Genomic DNA, 24,286 nt, shown 5'->3' with positions numbered 1-24,286 from the left:
TTCCTCGGCTTGCCGTTCTGGCACAGTATATTCAGCCTCCTTTTGAAAAATCTTCTATTCTCTCATATATATGCCGCTCTATTAACTTTCGCTTGTACAAAAAATAGATAAAATTTTATTAAAAAATCTTTATATCAAATGCTCCCCGAAAATCTTTTTTCTCACCTTATGTAAAGCGCTTTACCAATGGGGTCTTTTTCCCTATTCAATAGATAAATCAATTTGAGGTGTATTGACACGATCATTATATAAGAATATGATTTTTATAATAAGCTCAAAAATGAAGGAGTATTGCGAATGTCTAATCATCAAAATGAAATTATTCAAAACATTCCGCAAAAGGGGTTTTTTGGACATCCCCGCGGGCTCTTCACTCTATTTTTCACTGAATTTTGGGAGCGTTTCTCATACTACGGGATGAGAGCGATCCTTATCTATTATTTGTATACACAAGTGTCCAAAGGCGGCCTCGGCTTTGACGAAAGCACGGCAAACTCGATTATGGCCGTTTTCGGCTCCCTCGTCTATATGTCGGGAATCATCGGCGGCTGGATCGCGGACAGGCTCCTCGGCACGGCAAGAACCGTATTTTACGGCGGCGTGTTCATTATGTTCGGACATATTCTTTTGTCGTTCCCTGGCAGCGTCCCCGCTTTCTTCGCCAGCATGTTTTTGATCATCATTGGGACAGGCCTTTTAAAGCCGAACGTATCAAGTGTTGTCGGCGACCTGTACAGCTCTGAAGATAACCGCCGCGATTCAGGCTTCAGCATCTTCTACATGGGGATCAACCTCGGCGGATTCCTTGCGCCGATTATCGTCGGCACAGTCGGCCAGACGTACAACTATCATCTCGGATTCAGCCTTGCCGCCGTCGGAATGTTTATCGGACTTGTCACATACGTGCTGACGAGAAAGAAAAACCTCGGACAAGCAGGTCAAGCCGTTCCGAATCCGCTGACGCCGGCTGAACGGAAAAAAGTATTCGTGCGCCTCGGCCTCGGTGTTTTACTCATCGCCATCATCGCCGCTTTTTTCATTATGAAAGGCCTTTTGACGATCAACGTGTTTACGATGCTTGTCAGCATTCTCGGCATCCTGATTCCTTTGGCTTATTTCATCGTAATGTTTTGCAGCTCGAAAACGACAAGTGACGAAAAATCCCGTCTTATCGCTTATATTCCGCTGTTTATCGCATCGATGATGTTCTGGGCGATTCAGGAGCAGGGCGCCAATATCTTGGCAACGTATGCAGACAAACGGACTCATTTAGAATTTATGGGCCTGCAGTTGCAATCATCATGGTTTCAATCGTTAAACCCGCTGTTTATCGTCGTGCTCGCGCCGGTATTCGCGTGGCTCTGGATGCGTCTCGGCAACCGCCAGCCGTCGACTCCGACGAAATTTTCGCTCGGGCTGATTCTGGCCGGCTTGTCATTCATCGTCATGATTTTCCCTGCCTACATTAACGGCACTCAATCGCTTGCTAATCCAATGTGGCTCGTACTGAGCTTTTTGATTGTCGTGCTCGGGGAATTATGCCTCTCCCCAGTCGGCTTATCTGCAACGTCAAAGCTTGCTCCTGCTGCTTTCTCCGCGCAGACGATGAGCCTCTGGTTTTTGTCAAATGCTTCGGCACAAGCCATCAATGCACAGATCGTAAAGTATTACAATACAAACACTGAAATCGCCTATTTCGGAACGATCGGCGGAGTAGCTATCGTATTGGGATTGATTTTATTTATGCTCTCTCCAAAAATTCAAAAATTTATGAAAGGCGTTCGTTAATCGAACACCCGGCAGCCTGTCTATAAGACAGGCTGCTTTTTTTTAGAGGATTCGCTTTTGGTTTATCGAATAATTGAATATCAATTTGGAAATGGAGGCTGAAACAATGGAAATCACTGCAACGGCAAAATCCGGATTTACCGGAGTCGGCTTTACAAAAACCGTCACATTCGAAGAAGCCCATGCAAAAAAGCTGCACGGCGTCATTTTGCAATTGAAGAAGCGTTATCGGCAAATAATCGGCGTGAAGGATGACAGGGGAATGTGGGCGATTTCGAAACATTTCGGCGAAGAGCAATTCGATTTCTGCATTTTGATGGAAACAGACGGCCTGCCTGAAGTTCTTCCGGCGGGAATGATCAGCTTTCAGGTTCCTCCCCTGACATATGCGTATGCCAGGCACCCGCAGGATGAAAATCCGGAAGCAACTTATCGAAACGTCTATCAGTGGATTAAAGCAAACGGCTTTCAATTAAACGACAAAGCTTTCACACACATGGAGTTTTATCCGATAGACCAGGATCTAAGCGCACCCGAATTTGATATATACGTTCCAATCATTCGCTCTCCGCATTGAATCTGGACAAAGTTATTTGGAATTCCAGTATGCGGACTATAGAATTCTCCATCTGCATTGGATTAACCCGCTTCTTTTTTAGCAAAAATTAACATTTCTTTAATTTTCAACTTACATATATTTGCTATGATAAATTCCAATAAAAAGGAGGGTGTCATATGAAATATACTTTATCCAAAACGGCCGCTGCATCTGTTCTTGCAGCATGTATTTTCGTTTCTCCATGGAGCGGGCTTCCTCAAACAAAGGCAGCCGCCGCAAAAGACTTCACGGTGACTGCCGATATGGAAACAGAGCCTGTGAACAGCGCCGATGACGCCGCAGATGATCCGGCTATCTGGGTTGATCCAAAACATCCTGATAAAAGCAGGCTGATCACCACGAATAAACAATCCGGCTTAATCGTGTATGATCTTGAGGGAAAGCAGCTTGCCTCCTATCCATTCGGTCAATTAAACAATGTTGACCTTCGCTACAATTTCCCGCTGGGAGACAGGACGGTCGATATTGTCGGAGCATCCAACAGATCAGCCGGAAAAAACACGATCGAAATATACGCGTTCAACGGCGCTAAAGCCGAGCTGACATCGATCGTCAATCCGAAAAAGCCGATTAAAACGGCCATCAATGAAGTCTACGGATTCAGCTTATACCACAGCCAGAAAACCGGAAAGTTCTATGCGATGGTGACGGGAAAGGACGGCGAATTTGAACAGTATGAGCTGTCGGACAACGGACAAGGACAAGTCGAGGGCAAAAAGGTGCGGGCATTTCAAATGGGCTCGCAAACAGAAGGACTTGCAGCAGATGACGAATACGGCAACTTGTACATCGCTGAGGAGGATGTCGCGATTTGGGCATTCAGCGCCGAACCGAACGGCGGCAAATACGGAAAGGTCATCGATCGGGCTGACGGAAGGCATCTGACCGCAGACATTGAAGGGCTGACCATTTATTACGGTGCAGACGGTACGGGGTATTTGCTCGCATCAAGCCAGGGCGATAACAGATACGCCATCTATGACCGCCAGGGAGATCACAAATATATCGGCGCGTTTACAATCGCAGACGGCAAAGCCATTGACGGGACAAGCGATACGGATGGAATCGACGTCCTCGGCTTCGGACTCGGCAAGAAATATCCGTACGGGATCTTTGTTGCCCAAGACGGCGAAAATACCGAAAACGGCGCGTTAAAGAACCAAAATTTCAAAATCGTCTCTTGGGAAAAGATCGGGGCAGCCTTGGATTCTTTACCTGCTCTGAAAGATCAGGTAAATCCCCGCAGCCTGAAAAACCGCGCAGAATAAGCGAGAAAAATCCGGAGAATCGTGATCTGCACCCTGTCAAGTAGACAGTGGAAATAACTAAAACACACTAGACGGCTTTAGCCCTGTATTCCACTGGGCTGAGGCCGTTTAGGTAGACGATCGTGGTTGTAAAAGTGGATATATTCATGAATTGCGCTTTGAAGTGCCTCAAATGTCTCGTACGAATTCCGTCTGTATTTCTCGCATTTTAATTTCCCCCAAAACGACTCAATGGGGCCGTTATCAATACAGCGGCCGACGCGGGACATACTCTGTGTCATATTTGCGTTTTCAATCATCCTTCTAAACTGGTGGGACGTGTATTGAAAACCTCTGTCGCTGTGAAGGAGAGGACGTGCGTTTGGGGCTGCCTCAAGCGCTTGGTTCAAGGTTTTAAACACAAGGGCGTTATTATTGGATTTCCCCAGCACATAAGACACGACCATTCCCTCATGAAGATCTAAAATGGCACTGAGGTACGCTTTCCGATGGCCGTATTTTAGCTCTGTCACATCAGTCACCCATTTTTGATTTGGTTTGTCCGCTTTAAACTCTCGATTCAGGATATTTTCGGACACATGTTGAGGCGTCGCTTTGCCGTAACGTTTTTTCTTCCGCCGAATGACACACTCCAGCTTGGCAATTTTCATCAGCCGATAGATGCGCTTATGATTGAGGCGCTCTTTAAAGCGGCGGTTCATGTTTAAGGTCATTCTGCGGTATCCGTAGATACCGCCAATTTGTTCGTGAAGTAGCGCCATTTTGGCGATAATCTTTTCATTCTGTTTTTCTCTCGCTGAAGGTACTCGGCTCCTCCATTTGTAATACCCCTGGCGCGAAACTTCGGCAATCTCACATAACATTTGGACAGAAAAGCCTTCTTTTCGATTCAGCTCTAAAATGGCGAGATATCGATCTTCGTACCGAACCTGACTTAGAACCGCCTCCTTTTGATCTCTTCCAACTTTTTTAAGAACGCATTCTCTGCGCGCAAACGCTCATTTTCCTGTTCCAGCCGTTTGTTTTCCCGTTGAATTTTTTCTTCAGGTGTCAATTCTTCTTCGGTTTTGCGTTTTCCCCGTGTATCTTTTAAGGCTTCTTCTCCACCTTCTTGATACTTTTTCACCCATTGATACACCTGTTGATAGGAAACTTGATGAATCTCCATCGATCTGGCGTAATCTTTTCCGTGGGCTAGGCAATCCTTCGCAATCTTAATCCGTTCTTCCAAAGAAACATTCTTCCGTTTGGTCATTAAACGATTCCTTCCTCTCCCACTGTCTTTTAACGTTTTATGACCATTATAAAGCTCGACCCACTTCATGAGCACGGATTTACTGGAAATCTTATATTTTCTCGAGACTTCTCTTTGAGTGTAGCGTCCGGACAAAAAGTCTTTCACGGCGGCGTATTTTAATTCTGCGGGATAGAACTTATGGCACTTTGAACGTTCCAGACTTTCCACACCGGCCATATCATGCGATGTTCTCCATTCACGAATTGTTTCGGCATGAATGTCATATTTTTCTGCGATCTCCTTCACCGAATTATTCTCCTGATCACATTCTGATAGAATATTCAATTTTTCCTTTTTTGAAAACCATTTTCCAGCCATGAAAAAACTCCCCCAAGGCAAACAGATTTTTTTATTTCATCTGTCTACCTTTAGGGGAGCATATCATCGTTCTCCGGACTTTTTATTCCGCACGATGGCTCCGGCGCAAAATGGCTGTTCCGTATGGCGGCAACTTAACGGTTCCCTTCTTGCGGGTTCCTTTCAGCACATCTGTAAACGCCTCATCCGGGAGGGCTACGTTTTCGTTTTCCTCTGTAAAGTTTAAGAGAAAAATATAGTCATGCTTGCCGTCTGTACGCATCTGGGCCGTCACCCCGTCCGGAAGGTCTGTATCGAGCACTTTTGCGATTCCGGTTCCTTCGATGAGCTTTGAAACGAAATCCTTTTGAAAAGACGTTTCATTTCTCGATGCGATATAGTAGGCTTTCCCCGCTCCGTACAAATTGACGGTGAGAGCAGGTCGGCCCGCGTAAAAATCTTCTTCGTAAAAGGCGAGCGCTTCGGCGCCTTCAAGATGAATCAAGTCGCAAAGTTCAGCCGCTTCATAGCGTCCGCTGAGCCCGAGCCGATTATCGGCGTCCATGACGATTGCGTTCTTCTGCCCGTCGTGAAGGGCATCGATTTCTTCAGACCAGATGCCAAGCATCTTTCTCAGACCACCGGGAAAGCCTCCGAGGAAAGCCAGATCGTTTTCATCGACAATTCCCGACCAGTATGTCGCGACAAAGGTGCCGCCTTCTTGGACAAACCGCTCGATCCGTTCGGCAGTATCCTGTTTCAGCATATAAAGCATCGGTGCGATCACCAGTTTATATTTCGAAAAATCGCCGTCCATATGAATGACATCGACAGGAACCCCCTCCTGCCAGAACGGCTGGTAAAACGATTTAACCGTCCGTTCGTAGTGGAGACCGATATTGCGCGGACCTTGGGCATCTTCCAGGGCCCAGCGGTTTTCCCAGTCAAAAATAAGCACAACTTCCGGTTCCGCCGTCGTACCGGCGATTTCATCAAGCTTGTCCAGCTTTTCACCGAGCTTTTTCACATCCTGAAAGACGCGCGTATGCTCAGAGCCCTCATGATCGACGACGGCACCGTGGAGCTTCTCGCTCGATCCGCGGCTTTTTCTCCATTGAAAATACTGGACGGTATCAGAGCCGTGGGCGACCGCCTGCAATGAGGACAGCTCATGCATGCCCGGGCGCTTCAGCTTGCTGACGTCGTGCCAGTTTGTCATGCTCGGCGTGCTTTCCATCAGCATAAACGGTTTGCCGCCTTTTAAGGAACGGTTGATATCATGAACGAAAGCGATCTCCGCCCCCAGCTCGTTGTCTGTCTGCCGATTGTTGTGCCATGCCGGATAGGAATCCCACGAAATGACGTCAAGCAGATCGGCGAACTTCCAATAGTTCAGGCCCGGGAATGTTCCCATGAAATTCGTCGTGACGGGCAGTTCAGGATGAAAGGAGCGGACATGGGCGATTTCGTGGCGGCAAAAATCAACCGTCTGATCAGTGACAAAGCGCTTCCAGTCCAAATTCAGGCCGTGAACGGCGTCTTCGCCGTGGGGCGCCGGGGATTCAACCTCGTCCCAATCTGTGTAGGTATGGCTCCAGAATCCCGTCCACCATGCATGGTTCAGCTGATCGAGCGTTTTGTACTTCGCCAGAAGCCATTCCCTGAATTTGGCCTGGCACAGATCACAGTGGCATTCTCCGCTGTATTCATTGGAAATATGCCAGCCGATCACAGCCGGGTGATGAGCGTACCGTTCGGCAAGCTTGCCATTGATCACCGCCGTTTTTCGCCGATAGACAGGCGAGGTGTAGCAATGGGCATGCCGCTTTCCGTGAAGGCTCCGCACCCTGTTCGCATCCGTTCTGAGCACTTCCGGATACTTTTTGGACATCCATGCAGGTTTGGCGCCGCTCGGCGTGGCCAAAAACGCATATATGCCGTTGTCCTTGAAAGCATCCAACACGCGGTCAAGCCAGTCAAACGTAAACCGTCCTTCTTCAGGTTCAAGGGAAACCCATGAAAAAATCCCGACAGACATCACATTGCAGCGGGACAGCTTCAATCCTCTTTTAATACGTCCGGGTAATTGAGCCACTGATCCGGATTATAATCGGCTCCATGCAGCAATCGGGGAACTTTCGGGCTGATCGGGGGAAATGATGTAACCATCCGCATTTCATCCTTTCGTCTTCATTTTCATAGAACGTGATGACAGCGGCGTCTCGCTACGTTAAACGATTTTAATATAAAGGTTCGTGTATTGCCGGGATCGTCCATTTGTTAGATTATATACGATTCTTTCCCGCTTCCTGCCTGCCGATCTGGATTTTATGGAATTTTGTAAAATATATTCTATAATTGTTATCATCAACAAATTCCGGTTCGGCATATACTTGACTAAAGCAACTATTATATTATAATTGACTAAAGCAACGATTTAACGAGAGAGAGGTTTTCATATGACGGAAGTCGACCGTTCCATCACGTTAGAATTCAGAAAGTTCAATCGATTTTACACCAATGTGCTCGGTTTTCTGAATGAACATATTTATGACAGCCCGTTTTCTCTAACGGAAACGCGGATATTATTTGAGATCAAAAATACGAGCCATTGCACGGCCAAGATCCTCCAGGATACGCTCGGCCTTGACCGCGGATATGTAAGCAGAATCATCAAACGGTTTGAAAAGGAAAACATGCTTTATAAGGAAAAAAGCGAAGAAGACAGCCGCAACCATTACCTGTATTTAACCGGGTTCGGCGAAACCATTTATAAAAAGCTCGAGGCAAAAGCAAACCAGCAAATTGAATATATGCTGGAGCATGTAGACGCTAAAAGCCAGGAAAAACTGGCTGCCGCGATGGAGACGATTGAATGCATATTGTCGGAGCAGCTCTCGCCTAAAGAATCTGCCGTTTCGATAAGAGACTACTATATTTCAGACGATATCAAGATGATCATTGAAAAACAGCGGCTATTTTATAAAGAGGCGCACGGGTGGGACCATACATTTTTGGACTACCTTCTCGAGACGTTTGACGCCGACATCGAAAAGATTTGGATCGCCGAAAGCGCCGGGAGGTTCGCCGGATGCGTCGGGCTCGTCAAACACGATGACCGCACCGTACAGCTCAGATGGTTCCTGGTCGATTCCGCTTTTCGTGGCAGGGGAATCGGCAGCAGCCTGCTCAGAACGCTCATGGATTATTGCAGAGAAATGAAATTTGAACGGATTTTTCTTTGGACTGTCAGCTCAATGGCTGAAGCGCGCCCTCTTTATGAAAAATTCGGATTCAGACTGACCGAGGTCAAGGATGAGGCGCCGTTATGGGGGCAGCGCCTTCAAGAAGAACGCTGGGACATTGAACTAGCCTGATGAAATGGGAGGAGCTATGAAACGAAAATTACACTACGCTTGGATTATCGTATTTGTGACATTTTTGACGCTGTTGGCGGTTCAGGGAGTCCGCCTTTCTTTCGGCGCCTTTATTCAGCCGTGGGAGGAAGAATTTTCGCTGGACAGGGGCACCATTTCGCTTATTTCCATGCTGAGCTTTATCGTCTATGGGGCCTCACAGCCTTTGATCGGCAGGCTGGTCGACAAGTTCGGCCCGAGGATCGTATTATCCTTCAGCACGCTCCTTGTGGGCTTGAGCATCTTTTTTACATATCTCGTCACCGCCCCTTGGCAGCTGTTTATTTTGTACGGGATCATCGCTTCGCTCGGGGTCGGTGGAGCGTCAAATGTCGCTTCAACCGTTATTGTGACCAATTGGTTCAATGAGAAGCGCGGACTTGCATTCGGGATTATGGAAGCGGGGTTCGGCGCGGGGCAGATGCTTCTTGTGCCGGGGTCTTTAATGCTGATTCACTGGTTCAACTGGAAGGTGACCGTCATCGTCCTTGGAATCTTTTTAATCCTGATCGTGTTTCCGATCGTTTTATTGTTTTTACGAAACGAACCGGCAGAAAAAAACCTGCTGCCGATCGGCGGCGCCAATGCGGAAGAAACGAAAGACGAACCATCCGGCAAGGCGAAAAAAGTTCCGTACCGGGCCGTCTTTTTGAACAAAAAATTTTGGTTTCTGATTTTGCCGTTTTTCATTTGCGGGTTTACGACAACCGGATTAATGGATACGCACCTGATCCCTTTTTCTCATGATCACGGCTTTTCAACCGAAGTCACCAGTGCCGCCGTCAGCCTGCTGGCCGGATTTAACATCATCGGCATTTTAATATCCGGAGTTGTCGCAGACCGCTGGAGCAGCCGAAAAATCCTCTGTTTTCTATACGCCGTGAGGGCGCTGTCCCTTGTCATTCTGCTGACAAGCCATCAGCCGCTGCTCCTTCTTGTGTTCGCGGTATTGTTCGGCCTGGTCGACTTTGCGACTGTCGCGCCGACGCAAATGCTCGCCACGCAGTATTTCAGACAGTATTCTGTCGGCTTTATTCTCGGCTGGCTGTTTCTCAGCCATCAAATCGGCTCGGCGCTCGGGGCTTATCTGCCCGGTGTATGGTACAGCCAGACAGGCAGCTACAATCCGTCCTTCTACTTGTCAATCATCATTTTGGCGGGAGCGAGCATTTTGAACATCTTGCTGCCCGAACCGCAAAAGGTGAACCGGATACCGGAAAATCAAACAACGTCCATCGAGCAAAACTGATCATAATAAAAACCTGTTTTTGCCCTATCAAAAACAGGTTTTTACTTTGCAATTAAATGATTTCATTATGAAACTTTATTTTTATTGTATATATCAAAAGCGACGGCAACGAGAAGAACGAGCCCTTTAATAGCCTGCTGCCAGTCGATGCCGAGGCCGAGCAGGGACATGCCGTTGTTCATGACGCCCATGACGAGGCCGCCGATAATCGCCCCGCCGATCGTGCCGATTCCGCCGTAGGCTGAGGCGCCGCCGATGAAGCAGGCCGCGATGGCATCAAGCTCAAACAGGTTCCCCGCTTTCGGCGTTGCCGCATTTAAGCGCGCTGCAAAGATCAGCCCCGAAAGCGCGGCCAAGACTCCCATGTTGACAAAGACGAGGAACGTCAGCCGTTTCGTTTTGATTCCGGACAGCTCGGCAGCTTTTTCGTTCCCGCCGATCGCATAGATTCTCCGTCCGACGACCGTTTTTTTCATGACAAAGGTATAGCCCGCAATCAGTACAAACAGCGTGACCAAAATGAGCGGAATGCCTTCATAGGTTGCGAGAATATAAGTAAACAGATTGATGATCGCGATGATAAACAATACTTTGACGGCAAACAGCCCTTTTCCCTGAATGTCGAATTGATATGTTTTCTGCATCCTTCTTTGCTGAAGCTGATATATAAGATAAAACACAGAGACCCCGATCCCGATAACGATTGTCGTCAGATGAAGCATGCCTCCGTTCAGCCAGTCCGGGATAAAACCCGAGGCCATCCTTTGAAAAGAAATGGGGAACGGCGCGATCGACTTGCCTTCAAGAACGATCATCGTCAGCCCCCTGAACAGGAGCATCCCCGCGAGCGTGACGATAAATGCCGGAATCTTCACATAAGCGATCCAAAAGCCCTGCCAGGCGCCGATCGCGGCTCCCAATAAAAGCGACAGCACGACGGCGGCAGAAAGCGGCATGTCATTCTGGATGATCATCATCGCTGATACGGCGCCGACAAATGCGGCGACCGAACCGACCGATAAATCGATATGTCCTGTGATAATGACAAGCATCATGCCGATCGCCAAAATAAGAATATAGCTGTTTTGCAATACGAGATTGGTAATATTCAACGGCCTGAGCAATATCCCGTCCGTCAAGATTTGAAAGAGCAGCATGATCAATACGAGCGCAATCACCATGCTGTATTTCCTGATATTCTGTTTATACATGGCGGCCAGCAGCTGAAGGTATCCGGGCTGCGCCCGGTCTTTATCGGTTTGCACCGGTGTCTGCATACGCCTCTCCCCCTTTCTCCGTGCGGATGGTCATGTATTTCATCAGCCGCTCCTGGTCGGCATCTTCTTTGGCAAATTCCGCAGTGATCGCACCCTCGCACATCGTATAGATCCGGTCGCACATTCCGAGCAGTTCGGGAAGTTCTGATGAAATGATGATCACCGCTTTTCCTTCCTCGGCCAGCTGATTGATGATCGCGTAGATTTCGTATTTGGCGCCGACATCAATCCCCCGTGTCGGTTCATCGAGAATTAAAATATCGGGCTCTGCAAAGATCCACTTGCTCAGCATGACCTTCTGCTGATTTCCCCCGCTTAAATTTCCCGTTTGCTGATACACGCACGGCGTCTTGATGTTTAATTTTTTGCGGAAATCTTCTGCTTCATGCTTTTCTTTCCGCTCATCCAGCACCATGCGGTGAGACACTCTTTCCAGTTTTGCAAGGGTGATGTTTTCTTTAATGCTGTTCATTAATATCAGGCCGTTTCCTTTGCGGTCTTCGGTCACATAAACGATGCCGTTTTTGATGGCATCCTCGGTATTTTTGATGTTTAGTTCCCGGCCGTCTTTTGTGAGCGTGCCGGAAATGTTTTTCCCGTAAGAGCGGCCGAAAATGCTCATGGCAAGCTCTGTTCTGCCCGCCCCCATCAATCCGGCGATCCCTGCGATCTCGCCTTTTCTGACGGACAGATTGGCGTTTTTGACGACTTTCCGCTCCTGCCTGAGAGGATGATGGACGGTCCAGTCTTTCGCTTCAAATATGACCTGACCGATACGTGCGTTTCTATCGGGATAGCGGTTTTGCAGTTCACGGCCGACCATGCCCTTGATGATCCGGTTTTCCGTCAATTCTCCGCTTTTCACGTCAAGGGTTTCAATCGTCTGACCGTCCCTGAGCACTGTAATCGAATCCGCTACCTTCGTAATTTCATTTAATTTATGAGAAATCATAATCGAGGAAATCCCCTGCCGTTTCAGCTCCAATAAAAGCTGAAGCAAATTCTCGCTGTCTGACTCGTTCAAAGCGGCAGTCGGCTCATCCAAAATCAACAGCTGCACTTTTTTAGCGAGCGCTTTCGCAATTTCCACCAGTTGCTGTTTTCCGACGCCGATTTGCGAAATCAGCGTGTCGGGCGATTCATGAAGGCCGACCTTTTTCATCAATTCGAGCGTTTCCTGCTTTGTTTTCCGCCAGTTGATGACCCCTCTTTTTGCCTGTTCATTTCCTAAAAACAGATTTTCCGCAATGGAAAGCTCAGGAATCAGCGCAAGCTCCTGGTGAATGATAACGATTCCCGCTTCCTCGCTTTGCTTAATATTCTTAAACCGGCAGACTTCCCCTTTGTATAAAATATCACCTGTATACGTTCCGTAAGGATATACGCCGCTTAACACCTTCATCAGCGTCGATTTTCCGGCGCCATTTTCCCCGCACAGCGCATGGATTTCGCCCGATTTGACGCGCAGGTTAACACTTTTAAGCGCTTTGACGCCCGGAAACTCTTTTGTGATGCCTCTCATCTCCAAAATGACATCCGGCATGACGTCACTTCCCTAATTCCGATTCTTTATAGTAACCGCTTTCGACCAAAACCTTTTTGTAGTTCTCTTTATCGACGACGACAGGCTCAAGCAAATAAGACGGGACGACTTTTTTTCCGTTGTCATACGTCTTTGTATCATTGACCTCGGCTTTTTTGCCCTTTAAGACCGATGTCGTCATCTCGACGGCCTTCTTCGCCAGCTCTCTCGTATCTTTAAAGATCGTTGACGTCTGCTCGCCTTTCATGATCGAATTGACCGAAGCAAGCTCTGCATCCTGTCCGGTGATGACCGGCAGCGGCTTTTTATCCGTTCCGTAGCCGGCTCCCTTTAACGATGAAATGATACCGATGCTGATCCCGTCATACGGCGAAAGCACTGCATCCAGCTTCGCCTTTGTATAATGGGCGCTCAGCAGATTGTCCATCCGCGCTTGGGCGGTCGCGCCGTCCCATCTTAATGTTGCTCCTTGCTCAAACGAGGTCTGGCCGCTTAAGACCTTCAGCTTCCCGGAATCGATATAAGGCTTCAAAACAGACATGGCACCGTCAAAGAAAAAGTGCGCATTATTATCGTCGGGCGATCCGGCGAATAGTTCAATATTAAACGGGCCTTTTCCGTCTTTTAAGCCGAGCTTTTCTTCGATATATTTGCCTTGAAGCTCGCCGACTTTGTGATTGTCAAATGTCGCATAGTAGTCGACATGTTCGCTGTTCATGAGAAGTCTGTCGTAAGAAATGACTTTGATATCCTGTTTGCTCGCTTTTTCGAGGACATCTGTCAGCGCTTCCCCGTCAATCGAAGCGATCACGAGGACATTGACGCCTTTCGTAATCATGTTTTCAATTTGTGATACCTGGTTTTCGACCACGTCTTCCGCATATTGAAGATCCGTTTTATACCCGAGCTTTTCAAACTCTTTCACCATGTACTTCCCGTCATACACCCAGCGTTCCGAAGATTTCGTCGGCATCGAAATTCCGACATAGCCTTTCTCTTTCCCTCCGCTCGCCTGATTGCCCGAGCAGGCGGCAACCGTTAGACAAAGCAACAGCAATGCAGTCAACAGCCAGCATTTCTTCACGCTTCATATCCCCCTTTTCATTTCTCCCATCGTGAATCAAGCCAACTGTACCATTTCCCGCAATATCCGTCTTTTGAATTAATTAACTATTTTTATAAAAATCAGACTTTTTAAAGCGCTTACATTATGATTTTCTACCCGTTTGTTCAATTCCCGACATACGGCGGTACTGATTCGGCGTTACCCCGATCGTTTTTTTAAAAACGGTGCTGAAATAGTGCTGTGTATCATACCCGGTTTGCTCTGCGATATCATGAATCGGCAATGACGTCGTTTTCAAAAGGTGAACCGCTTTTTGCATGCGCATCTCCGTCAGCAGCTGCACAAACGTCATCCCGAGCTCACGCTTCATCATCCGGCTCAAATAGACGGACGAGACTTGCAAGGCATCTGCCGTCTGCATTAAAGAAAAATCCCTTTCAGCAAAATGCTCTTGCATATATTCCTTGGCGCGGGCCACAACCGGTGATCCCCTGAAAGACCGTGCCGCCTGTTCCCTGCAAAATTGATATGCTTCAGGTACGGTTTGCTCCCTTTCGGCAAGATTGATGAAGCAGGAGGAAACACCGGACTGCAACCCGTTCTTCATCATCTCCTCAAACGCCCTCTGTTCTTTTTCCGTCAGGATGCGCCATAAACAAACTCCTACAAGATGACCGTCTCCGAAAACAACGGCTGCTTCAGACTCTTCCTTGAAAAAACGTTCCGCTTTTTCTTTCACATGATTCGGCTTGATCGAAACATTCCCGGTGCTGACGACGCCGAGCATGTCCGGTATCCGCGGCGGAAGCCGGAGGCTCTCGAGCTGTGCGCAGACTTCCTCTTCGCGAATCTGCCCTTTTACCCAATGTTGAAACACATGCTCTTTCAAAAGGCTGAGATTTTTTTGAATATGCAATTGGTCGCGCTGCTTCTTTTTTTCGGCGGCAAGCGAGCTGCTGATATTCTGAAGCACTTTGTCGAGCTGGCCCGGTTCCACAGGCTTTAGCAAATAATCATCGACCTGTAAACGAATCGCTTCCTGGGCGTATGAAAACTGATCATAGCCTGTCACGATGACAAACCGGCACAGCGGCAGCGCCTGGCGCAGCTTCTTCATCAGCGTCAAACCGTTTACGGTCGGCATGTTCAAGTCGACGATCAATAAATCGATCGAATGTTTAAGGGCGAGCTCAAAGGCTTCCTCTCCATTTTCCGCCTCAGCCGCCACCTCCATGCGGTACCGCTCCCATGAAACGGCATCGCGTATCCCCTCCCTGATCCAAGGCTCATCATCAGCAATTAATACGCGCCATTCTTCACTCAAGTGCATTCACTCCCTTTTAAAATCGGCAGCCGGATTGTAACGGAGGTTCCCGCTCCTTTTTGGCTTTCGACCGTTAAACCGTACGGCTCCCCGAAAGTAAGGAGAATCCGTTCATGAACATTGATCATTCCGTAGCCTGCCGTGCTTCCCCCCATTTTCAACTGTCTGGAAATACGCGCTAATGCAGAAACATCCATTCCGGCTCCGTCATCTTCAACGCGTATGAACAGACAGCCGTCTGCTTCCTCTCCTTTGATGCTGATATGCCCCGGCTCCTTCTTTTCTTTAATGCCGTGATAAATCGCGTTTTCCACAATGGGCTGAAGGACGAGTTTGAGGATAAAGCGCTCACCCTCTATTGCAGGCGGAACAATCGAATAATTCAGCTTATCCCGGTATCTCGCTTTTTGGATTTTCAAATAGTTTTCAACATGGGCGAATTCGTCCGATAAAGGAATGATGTCCCGGCCCTTGCTTAACGATATGCGAAACAGCTTTGATAAAGCCTGCACCAAATCTGTCACCTCATGCGCACCTTTTTTTCTCGCCATCCAGTTGATCGTATCCAGGGTGTTGTATAGAAAATGGGGATTGATTTGCGCCTGCAAAGCTCTTAATTCAGCCTCCCGTTTTTGCCGCTCCTGTCTTTCGGTTAATGTCATCAGCTCTTTGATTCTGAGCATCAAGCTGTTGAAGCTTCTTCCCAAAAGGCCGATTTCATCCTGCCTGTCCTCTTCGTAAAGCGTCGAAAAGTCTCCGCCTTCTGCTTTTTGCATAAAAGAATTCAGCTTCAAAATCGGCTTTGACATCGAATGGGACAAATAATAGGAAGCCGTTATTCCCAAAAACGCTGCCGTAAGCAAAAACAGCATTACGTATAAGTGGATTTCCTTCACTTCAAAGACCGGTTCACCCGTTTTAAAGACGCCGATCGTCGTCCAGTTCGTAAAACCGGAAGTCTCATAAATAAACTGATATTCCTCTCCTTTGATCCGCTTCGTAAAGTCCCCCGAGCTTTTCCTTTGAAACCACTTCTTCGGCAAAAACAGCTGCGAAGATTCCGGTGAATAAATATTGCCGCCGTTTTCATCCATAATCAGCAAATAACCCGTTTTTCCCAAACGGATATTTTTCGTCGCTTCAGCGAGCACCCTCAGCTTCAGATCGATTAAAATGACGCCTTTGACACGCTGTGTCTCTGGATCGATCACGGCTCTGACGGCTGTGACGACTTCGTCTTCCCCGTAGCCGACATGGCTTCTGATATTCCGGTTAACGGGCTTTCCGATCATCTTGAAAATCCCTTCATTCTTCACGGCCTCCCGATACCACGGCTCCTCCGTCAAATCGGTCTTTGTCCGTTCATACATCTCATTGCTGATCATGTCCCCTCTGTCATTGACAACGAGAATGCCCGCCGCTTCAGAGTATAAAGAAGTCAGCCCCTGCAAAAACGTCCGCCGCATATAATCCGCTTCACCGTCTTCTTTTTGATGATGAAAAAACGCTTCCATTTCGTCATTCGTCGAAATCAAATATGTCAGGTTCTGCATGTGGCTGACATAGACCTCTGTCGTCTTATTCACTTCGCCGATTAATTGCAGCGTATGGTCGATCACCTGTTTTTCGATGATGCTTTCAACCGCCCACCCCGACAGAATGCCAAGACCGATCGACGGCAGCATGCTGATCAAAAGCAAAAGGCTGATCAGCTTATAGCGGATCGGTGCATTGTTGATCGCAAGCTTAATCATTCGCATAGTAGGATTCTACATTTTCCTTTGTGATAATCGTAATGCCCGTATCGATCGACGACGGAAGCGGGCGTGCGGTTTTCATGCCAGGCGGGAAATGGCGGCTCGAAAGGAACAGCATATGAAGCGACCAGTAGCCCATCTGCCACGTGTCCTGGCCGAGGGTTGCGGCAATCGATCCATCTTTGATGCCGTCCAGCGTTTTTTTGTCTTTATCAAAGCCGATGATGCTGACTTTTCCTGTCAATCCGGCGGATTTCACAGCCTGTGCCACCCCGCTGGCGCCATTCGCTTCAGTCGTGAAAATCCCTTTAATGTGCGGATTTTTCTTCAATAATGCTTCAGCCTGTTTTTTCGAAGCGAGTTCATCCCCTTTTCCGTCGAGAACCGCAGCAACCTTCATCTCCGGATAGCTCTGTTCGATCGTTTTCTTAAAGCCCTTCGTCCTTTCCTGATGATTGTATTGATGAGGCTGGGTGATCACGGCCGTTTCCCCTTTTCCTTTCAAAAGCTTCGCCATTTTATGGGCGGCCTCGGCGCCGGCTTCCCTGTTATTCGTGCCGATGTACGTCGAAGCATTGCTCCCCGGAGCGTCTGAATCAAAAAGAACGATTGGAATCCCCTGTTCGTGCGCTTTATTGATAACGGAATCGAGCACCTTCGGATCAATCGCCGAAACCGCGATCCCCGCCGGTTTTTTGGCGATCACCTGCTCCAGCACGGTCATTTGTTCATGGGCATCATAGTGAGCCGCACCTCGGTATTCGACAGACACATTGAAAAGCTGTGCAGCATCTTCAAAGCCTTTCAAACCGCTTTTCCAATATTCAATCCCGGACTGAAACGTCACCATCACGAACTTTTCCGACAGACTTCCTGTTAAAGGCCCGCCTCCTTCATCTGAAGGGGCTTTTTCGCCGCGGGAATAATTGTAGACATAAACAAAAAACAAACAAAGCAAGACCGCATATACCATCAGCAGCTTTTTCATCTTCATCCCCCTGTTGATACAGGAAACAAGACAGCGGTTTCAAACGGTTCGATTTCAGCATTATATTTTCCATAGCTTCTGATACAGACGTTGGAGAAGTCTTTGTCCCCTTTTTCCTCTTTGTGTATATGAAACACCTAAACTATTTGACATTTCGGGTGAAAAACCTTGTTCGGCCATTTTTTTCTTAACATAACCTTAAATTTCTCGAAAAAGTAAATAAATATCATAACAGAAGGACTAGGTCTTAAGGTCTATACATTGGTTGATAGAGTGCAGATTACTGGAAGTTTCAGCATTTCCATATTACACGCGATTTTCAGGGTCATGGTAACGGTTCATTTTTCCTATTCAACTTATTTATACCATGTAGTAACATTAAAAAGGTCCTTTTTCGAATAACTACCAATATGCCATTTGAATCAAGTCATTAGGAGGTGGCAGATCATGATCATCTGGGAAAAAACGAAGCTATTTACCATGCAAGGCACGCTCAACATCAAAAAAGAAGAGCTGGTACAGCTGAAAAATTGCGAAACCGAGCTGAAAGGCGTAAGAGAGGAATTTAACGATTCGAAAAGCAGCATCAAAAAGCCAGGACTTTCTGCGAAAACGTGGCAGGGCAGTCTTGCCGACTCTTTTAAAGACGTCAGAAATGATATGAAATCAGCCTATGACGATATTTGCGGTAAACAATTTGATGATCTGTTTGAAAAATTAAACGAGGGCATCAAATCATTAAACAGCGAAATCGACTCGCTCGGCAAAGATATCAGCTCACTTCATACAAAGATTGAAAAGCTGGAAAAAGAAGCGAAAAAAGCTCACCACTAAAGGAGTCTGAGAACATGAGCCAAGAAATCAAAGTCAAAACTGGTGAAGTCAAACAAGCACTCTCAAAGCTGAAGCATTCGGCACACGCGCTCAAGCCAAGTGTTCCGACGGACATTAAAGGCCAAAATAAGCTCGATGTCGCCGACAAAATCGAAGACATGAACAAAGACTTAAAAAAGCTGACAACAGCCTACGCTTCAGCGCTCTCAAAACAAATCGCCCAAACCGAATCAGCCGTAGAGATGATGAAAGATACAGACAAAAAGCTGGCATCATCGATGAAAGCAAAATAGAAGGAAGGGAATCGCATTGAAAACATTAGATGTCCAGGCCTTTCAAAAAGGCCTTGATCAAACGCTCTCAGAATTGAAAAATCAGAAAGACGACATTTCAAAAGTCAAGCAAAGCGTCAAAGGCATCACCTCTCTCGACGACGCTTTAAAAGGCGCAGGCGGCGAAGCGATCCGTTCCTTCTATGAAGAGTGCCACACGACTTTTCTTCTTTTTTATGAATCTTTTATTTCCGACTATAAAGGACTTTTAGAAAAGACGAAAAGTGCGCTTCATTCCCTGGAACCCAACCAAGACGGATTCATCTCACAGAGCTTTCTCGAAAACGAACTCCATGACGGCGTCAGCCAGGCTGAATCGCTGACAGCAAGACTGACGGCAAAAGCCAATCAGACAGCCGCCACAGTCAGCCACATTGTCAGCCTCCCCACCTTAGATGACACCGCCGTCAACGAAAACGCCAAAAAAGCCCAAAGACAAATCAGCGACACGCTCGAAAAGCTCCACACCTTTGACCGTGAACAGACGAAAGCGTTGGAAGCGGCGAGGCAAGATTTGGACACGATGATGCAGTATGTCGAGCAGCTGGAGAAGATGTATACGGGGCCGAGGATTGAGATTCAGGATTATCAGAGCGGGTCGGTATTGGCACAAAAGAGTAAAACGGGCGACAGTTCAACAATAGATGGGATTGACGATAGCCCAATGCAACGAATGCTGGAAAAGATCATAAAAAACAGTGATCAAACATCTTCTGAAGATGAAAAAGAAGTTAAAAGCAGTTCAAAAAAGAAAAATGAAAAAATTGAATATACATATGATAAGAGCGGTCTTTTAGGATTCTATGGAGCAGGTAATGTGTATGGATCTGTAAAAGTAGATGGGGGATTAACAATTAAAGGCGAGTTAAGCTTATTCGACACAAATAAAGCATTTAGAGACAAAGGGATGTCCGAAAAGCCTACTTCCTTTAAAGCAATAGATGCGAAGTTCACCACCGCAATCCCCAAACTTCAAGATACACCAAAATATATTTTAGCTGGAGAAACAGTCGGTTCAAAAATAGAAGGTGATATAATAGACGCAGAAATTGGACATGAAAAATCCCCAGTTTCTTTTGAAGCCAAATTTGGTCATGCGCAGGCAAATGCAAACATTTCCGAATACACTGCTTCCATAGGAGGCGAAGCAAGTGTTGCTGAGGCTGAGATAACCGTAAATCCTTTAAATTGGTTTGGTTATGAACCGTTAAAAGAATGGTTCAACATTGATATAGATCCCTATGTTGGTTTAGGTGTTTCTATAGGAAGTGTAGGGGTTGGGGGCAGTGTCGGTTTGGAAAATGAAATCTATGCGGCAGATGGCGTCGGTTTATCATTCAAGTTTGGGGCTAAATTAGAGGAAGAATAGGAGAGTCAAGATGACGAATGATACTGATTTTTTTGCAAAACGAATAAATTCAGCAATCATTGTTGCTTCATTGTTGGGACCATTTGCTTGGTTATGTATGCTAATAATTTTAACTGTACTAACAACTCAAGAGCATATGCCAATTAAAATTTTCATGGATTGTGTATTACAAATATCTTTCTTTTTCTTAGTGATACCTTTATGTCTGCATATCTACAGAAAAAAAGTATTACTTAAAAAACATCCTCATCTAGCTAAGAAAAAACGACAACGTTAGGAGCCTATTAGATGACAGAAGTTAAGCAAGAATATAAGTGGCTGCCAATTGGCAGCATTGTCAAACTAAAAAACATTAAAAAAGCCGTAATGGTGTACGGCCGCGATCAAATTCAATCTTCAAGCAAAAAAAATTTTGATTACGTTTCAGTACCATACCCTGAAGGAAATATTACCGAAGAATTCAATCTATTTTTCAATCATAACATGATTGAAGAGGTATTATTTGAAGGTTTTATCAATGATGAAGAAATCATGATGCAAAAAAAACTAAACAAAAAACGAAAAAAACCTTCAGACGCTGATGAGGTGTAACTTTTGTCTAAATTCCTAATAAAGCGAAGGAATAAGGTTATTCTTATTGTTTATCTTATTTTTTTATTTGGCATTACTGCTTCAACTTTAGTGATTCCAGCACTTGATTTTAGAGGAAAGATATTTATACTTTGCTTTAATTTTCTTTCAGCCACAGGTTTCGCCTTTCTAATCTACATTGTTTTGAATAGGATAATGAAAGACTGAGCATCTCCACCGGGATGCTTTCTCTTTATGCTGATTTTGAACAGCAGAGGTACTAAATTCCTGAAATTAAAAGAAATTTTAAACCAGATACATACGAGGACTCTGCCAACCGTCAATATAAATTATGTTGTTAATTGAATCATATGTTAAAAACAAGAATATTTAACGCTCATGTGAACGATATGAAAAAATGATTTATCTCAACCCTGAAAATCCGTCCCAAAAAATAACAAATCTATTCGTTTTCCTTCTTGTAGGTACCGGTTATTTTGTTTGCAGACGTCTTCAAAGATATAACTGGTTCTTAAGAAAACTATATTTCGCTCTTTACCTGCTCGGAAAAGGAATTATAAGTATCGTGATCTTCTATATTTTATCTTCAATTCTTCATTTTATTTTTAGAGTTTAAATCAAATTCAAGACTGGAGAGATAGAAATGCGCAAATTTTTACAAAAACCGAGAAACAAAGCGATCTTTGGCGTCTATCTGTTTTTCGTGTGCGGTTCCCTTATCACCATTCCCTTTAACCCCGAAATGGGCTGGGGGGAAAAACTGTTTATGATCTGTTTTAATATCATTTCAGCGACGATATTCGCGTTTATCTTTTATGTCTTGTTAAATAAACTGATGAAAGATGAAGACCGCAAACATCCGGCAGACCCTGAAAGAAACGGGATCAACCAGGTCATTTGGAAAAAGTACAAAAAGCCGCTGATCCTGTTTTTTTATTTTGGAGGCTTGTTTGCCGTCTGTGGGGCTGTCCTTCCCATGCCGATGTATACCGTTGCTGAAAAGCTCGTGATCCTTTTGATCGCCATTGTTTTGCTCACAATAGGCTGTATCCTGGCTTATAAAGTGACGAATAAAATGCTGCAGAAATAATTGAAAGGACCATGGCATACCATGGTCCTTTTCTTCATTTCCTTAATTCCTCCAGCGTTTCCTCCCACCGCTTTAAAACGGCGGCCTCATCCTTTAACTCAATCTGAACCCCGGAGATGATGTCTGCGTATTTTGCGATGTCTTCCCGGGCCGCTTCGACGGTGCCTGAAAATCGTGCTCTCGGATGTTTCGCATCTTTTAGTTCGGGCAGTTCGGACAATGACAGCCTGACATAATGGGCTTTGCCTTTCCAGCATGTGACGAGCATCGCCCGGCCTGTTCGGGCGATGTTTGCAGTTGTTTTCGTGCCTTGCCAGAGAGCCAGGCGGACATCGGTCTCGTTCAGGGCGAGGATTTCGCCGGCGCTGATCATGGCGGTGTGGGGCCAGCCGTCTTCTGTGACGGTTTGCAGCATCATCGCTTCACACCGTTTAGAAGCGAGGTTTTTGCCGTCCAGCAGCTCCAGCAGTTCGCGTGATATTTGAGATGGCATGCCGGACACCCGCCTTTAGTATTTTCGTTTCGGAACGGCCGGAACTTGGACGGCCGTTTCGACTTCGGCCGGATCGATTTTAAACGACGGATTGTATTTTTCCGGGTTTGTGATCGTCTCAGGCTCTGATGATCTCCATGTGAAAAAGCAGTGCTGGCATTGGTAGACTTCCCATGCACCTTCTACCGGAGACTTGCTGACGGTTTCCGCTTTTTTCGAATCACAGCGTGGACATGTATGCATAGTAAAACACTCTCCTATCTTATCGATGTAGTAGATCCATTAATTTCTTTTCCCATTCCTTCGTGTTGACAGGGGAATCGAGCGGCTGTGAATAGTGCCCTCTTGTTTCCGGCGCAACAGGTGTTGTGGCATCCAGGATCATTTTGTGGGTAATACCCGCCGGTTCAGAACCTGGATCAAGCGCCAGGACGGATAGATCCGGGATGATCACTGCATCGTGTTTTGGATGCATTTTCGTCGATAGCGCCCACATAACCTGCGGAAGGTTAAACGGATCGACGTCTTCGTCAACGACGATCACCATTTTGCAGTAGCCGAGGCCGTGCGGAGTTGTCAGCGCGCGCATGCCGACTGCTTTAGCGAATCCGCCGTAGCGGCTTTTTGTTGAGACAATGGCGATCAAACCGTGCGTATACATCGCGTTTACCGCGACAATTTCATTCGGATATGCCTCTTTTAGCTGCTGGTAGAGCGGCACACATGTATTAATGCCGACCATGTAGTCAACCTCAGTCCAAGGCATGCCTAAATAAAGGTGTTCAAAAATCGGGTTGTTGCGGTGGTAGACGCGTTTGATTTTGATGATCGGCATGCTGCGTCCGCCTGAATAGTGGCCGGTAAACTCGCCGAACGGACCTTCATACTCCCGTTCGCCCGCCAGAATTTCACCTTCGAGAACCACTTCCGCTCCCCATGGGATATCTAAATCAGACAGTTTTGATTTGACGATTTTGTAAGGTTCGCCTTGCAATGCGCCTGCCATTTCGTATTCCGATTGATCGTATAATAGCGGTGTGGATGCCGCTGTTGTAATGACCGGCTCACAGCCGAGCGCAATCGTAACAGGCAGGTTTTCGCCGCGTTCTTCAGCCTGGCGCAAGTGGATCGCAATGTCATGCTGAGGGACGGGCTGAATGCCGAGGCGGTCTTTTCCTTTTACCTGCAGTCTGTATATGCCGACATTTTGCTTGCCGAAGTGTTCCGGATCTTCAACGTCTCTGGAAATAACGCAGGCCTTGTCTAAATAAAAGCCGCCATCGCCCTGATTGATGCGGAAGAGCGGCAGTATGTCAAACAGGTTGATGTCTTCTGTGATTTCGTTTTCGTGAAACGGCGCCGTCTCCTCTCTTTGCACCTTGACAGGAAACTGGTCATAGCGGCGCGCAAATTCAAAGAATTGTTCTTTGACGGGCGTGTCTTTTGGAAGGCCCAGCATCAACGCGTGGTTCGGCCAGGAACCGATGACATTCAGCGCGATTTGAGCATTGTTGTAGCCGTAAATATTGTTGAATAAAAGAGCGGGCGACTTGTCTCCGAGGTTGTTGGCGGCGCGTGCGGCGGCTCCCAAATCGGGTTCCGGCTTCACCTCTTCCTGAACTTCAAGAAGCTGTCCTTCTTTTTTCAGCGTGTTTAAAAAATCTCTAAAGTCTTGATATGCCATTCTG

General features: G+C 46.6%; 20 protein-coding genes and 2 pseudogenes. 11 read left to right on the top strand and 11 right to left on the bottom strand.

Annotation, left to right across the window (positions count from 1 at the left end):
• Positions 1-297: 297 nt before the first annotated feature.
• The 3 genes from MHB78_RS02875 to MHB78_RS02865 all read left to right on the top strand — a co-directional run bounded on the left by MHB78_RS02875 (position 298) and on the right by MHB78_RS02865 (position 3,675).
• Positions 298-1,788 (top strand): peptide MFS transporter, encoded by a 1,491-nt coding sequence (locus tag MHB78_RS02875; protein WP_046131088.1) that lies wholly within the window; start codon positions 298-300, stop codon positions 1,786-1,788.
• A 106-nt stretch (positions 1,789-1,894) separates the two neighbouring features.
• On the top strand, positions 1,895-2,365 hold the full coding sequence (locus MHB78_RS02870) for a GyrI-like domain-containing protein (protein ID WP_046131089.1): 471 nt from the start codon (positions 1,895-1,897) through the stop codon (positions 2,363-2,365).
• Between the two features lie 158 nt (positions 2,366-2,523).
• Complete coding sequence (locus tag MHB78_RS02865) at positions 2,524-3,675, top strand: phytase (protein WP_046131090.1); 1,152 nt, start codon at positions 2,524-2,526, stop codon at positions 3,673-3,675.
• Between the two features lie 67 nt (positions 3,676-3,742).
• On the opposite strand, the pseudogene MHB78_RS02860 reads toward MHB78_RS02865, so the two are convergent.
• Positions 3,743-5,290 (bottom strand): annotated as a pseudogene (locus MHB78_RS02860) (IS3 family transposase).
• 82 nt (positions 5,291-5,372) lie between these two features.
• A pseudogene (locus MHB78_RS02855) lies at positions 5,373-7,438 on the bottom strand (beta-galactosidase).
• Between the two features lie 290 nt (positions 7,439-7,728).
• On the opposite strand from MHB78_RS02855, the gene MHB78_RS02850 reads away from it, so the two are divergent.
• Together MHB78_RS02850 and MHB78_RS02845 are read left to right on the top strand one after the other, a co-directional pair.
• Positions 7,729-8,646, top strand: coding sequence for a helix-turn-helix domain-containing GNAT family N-acetyltransferase (locus MHB78_RS02850; protein WP_046133053.1), 918 nt, complete (start codon positions 7,729-7,731; stop codon positions 8,644-8,646).
• A 16-nt stretch (positions 8,647-8,662) separates the two neighbouring features.
• Entirely contained in the window at positions 8,663-9,934 is a 1,272-nt protein-coding gene (locus MHB78_RS02845; RefSeq protein WP_046133054.1) for an MFS transporter, read from the top strand.
• Positions 9,935-9,999: 65 nt separating this feature from the next.
• Here the strand turns inward: MHB78_RS02845 and mmsB are convergent, their stop codons facing one another.
• From mmsB to MHB78_RS02815, 6 genes are all read right to left on the bottom strand, one after another.
• A complete protein-coding gene (gene mmsB, locus MHB78_RS02840; RefSeq protein WP_046133055.1) occupies positions 10,000-11,211 on the bottom strand; it encodes a multiple monosaccharide ABC transporter permease in 1,212 nt (403 codons plus the stop codon).
• On the bottom strand, positions 11,186-12,754 hold the full coding sequence (mmsA, locus tag MHB78_RS02835; protein WP_046133056.1) for a multiple monosaccharide ABC transporter ATP-binding protein: 1,569 nt from the start codon (positions 12,752-12,754) through the stop codon (positions 11,186-11,188). The genes mmsB and mmsA overlap by 26 nt, the downstream gene beginning before the upstream one ends.
• Before the next feature lie 4 nt (positions 12,755-12,758).
• The gene (gene chvE, locus MHB78_RS02830) at positions 12,759-13,838 is read right to left on the bottom strand and encodes a multiple monosaccharide ABC transporter substrate-binding protein (RefSeq protein WP_046133057.1); all 1,080 of its coding nucleotides are present in this window, start codon (positions 13,836-13,838) and stop codon (positions 12,759-12,761) included.
• A 124-nt stretch (positions 13,839-13,962) separates the two neighbouring features.
• Positions 13,963-15,144, bottom strand: a complete 1,182-nt coding sequence (locus MHB78_RS02825) for a response regulator (RefSeq protein ID WP_046133058.1) — start codon at positions 15,142-15,144, stop codon at positions 13,963-13,965.
• Positions 15,141-16,904 (bottom strand): sensor histidine kinase, encoded by a 1,764-nt coding sequence (locus tag MHB78_RS02820; protein WP_046133059.1) that lies wholly within the window; start codon positions 16,902-16,904, stop codon positions 15,141-15,143. Before MHB78_RS02820 ends, MHB78_RS02825 begins: the two co-directional genes overlap by 4 nt.
• On the bottom strand, positions 16,891-17,889 hold the full coding sequence (locus tag MHB78_RS02815) for a substrate-binding domain-containing protein (RefSeq protein WP_065894722.1): 999 nt from the start codon (positions 17,887-17,889) through the stop codon (positions 16,891-16,893). The genes MHB78_RS02820 and MHB78_RS02815 overlap by 14 nt, the downstream gene beginning before the upstream one ends.
• Before the next feature lie 447 nt (positions 17,890-18,336).
• Between MHB78_RS02815 and MHB78_RS02810 the strand changes: the two genes are divergently transcribed.
• The 6 genes from MHB78_RS02810 to MHB78_RS02785 all read left to right on the top strand — a co-directional run bounded on the left by MHB78_RS02810 (position 18,337) and on the right by MHB78_RS02785 (position 22,105).
• Positions 18,337-18,723: a DUF5082 family protein gene (locus MHB78_RS02810; RefSeq protein WP_202049170.1), complete on the top strand. Its 387-nt coding sequence runs from the start codon at positions 18,337-18,339 to the stop codon at positions 18,721-18,723.
• A 14-nt stretch (positions 18,724-18,737) separates the two neighbouring features.
• Positions 18,738-19,016, top strand: a complete 279-nt coding sequence (locus MHB78_RS02805) for a YwqI/YxiC family protein (RefSeq protein ID WP_046133061.1) — start codon at positions 18,738-18,740, stop codon at positions 19,014-19,016.
• A gap of 16 nt (positions 19,017-19,032) precedes the next feature.
• Positions 19,033-20,424, top strand: a complete 1,392-nt coding sequence (locus MHB78_RS02800) for an LXG domain-containing protein (protein ID WP_231947420.1) — start codon at positions 19,033-19,035, stop codon at positions 20,422-20,424.
• 10 nt (positions 20,425-20,434) lie between these two features.
• Positions 20,435-20,701 carry a hypothetical protein gene (locus MHB78_RS02795; protein WP_046133062.1) on the top strand — a complete coding sequence of 89 codons (267 nt, stop codon included), beginning with the start codon at positions 20,435-20,437 and terminating at the stop codon, positions 20,699-20,701.
• An 11-nt stretch (positions 20,702-20,712) separates the two neighbouring features.
• Complete coding sequence (locus MHB78_RS02790) at positions 20,713-21,015, top strand: DUF4176 domain-containing protein (protein WP_046133063.1); 303 nt, start codon at positions 20,713-20,715, stop codon at positions 21,013-21,015.
• 643 nt (positions 21,016-21,658) lie between these two features.
• Positions 21,659-22,105 (top strand): hypothetical protein, encoded by a 447-nt coding sequence (locus MHB78_RS02785; RefSeq protein ID WP_046133064.1) that lies wholly within the window; start codon positions 21,659-21,661, stop codon positions 22,103-22,105.
• A gap of 34 nt (positions 22,106-22,139) precedes the next feature.
• On the opposite strand, the gene MHB78_RS02780 is transcribed toward MHB78_RS02785, so the two are convergent.
• Genes MHB78_RS02780 through MHB78_RS02770 form a run of 3 tightly spaced genes read right to left on the bottom strand, consistent with a single transcriptional unit; the run spans position 22,140 to position 24,282 of the window.
• Positions 22,140-22,598 carry a pyridoxamine 5'-phosphate oxidase family protein gene (locus MHB78_RS02780; RefSeq protein WP_046130954.1) on the bottom strand — a complete coding sequence of 153 codons (459 nt, stop codon included), beginning with the start codon at positions 22,596-22,598 and terminating at the stop codon, positions 22,140-22,142.
• A 15-nt stretch (positions 22,599-22,613) separates the two neighbouring features.
• On the bottom strand, positions 22,614-22,841 hold the full coding sequence (locus MHB78_RS02775; protein ID WP_046130953.1) for a non-oxidative hydroxyarylic acid decarboxylases subunit D: 228 nt from the start codon (positions 22,839-22,841) through the stop codon (positions 22,614-22,616).
• Positions 22,842-22,860: 19 nt separating this feature from the next.
• Positions 22,861-24,282, bottom strand: a complete 1,422-nt coding sequence (locus tag MHB78_RS02770) for a non-oxidative hydroxyarylic acid decarboxylases subunit C (RefSeq protein WP_046130952.1) — start codon at positions 24,280-24,282, stop codon at positions 22,861-22,863.
• Positions 24,283-24,286 lie beyond the last annotated feature (4 nt).

The organism is Bacillus sp. FSL K6-0138 (genome assembly GCF_037982765.1).
GTDB classification, from domain to species: domain Bacteria; phylum Bacillota; class Bacilli; order Bacillales; family Bacillaceae; genus Bacillus; species Bacillus glycinifermentans.
The sequence above is the reverse complement of the archived record's forward strand: the minus strand, read 5'-3'. Positions and strand labels throughout refer to the sequence as shown.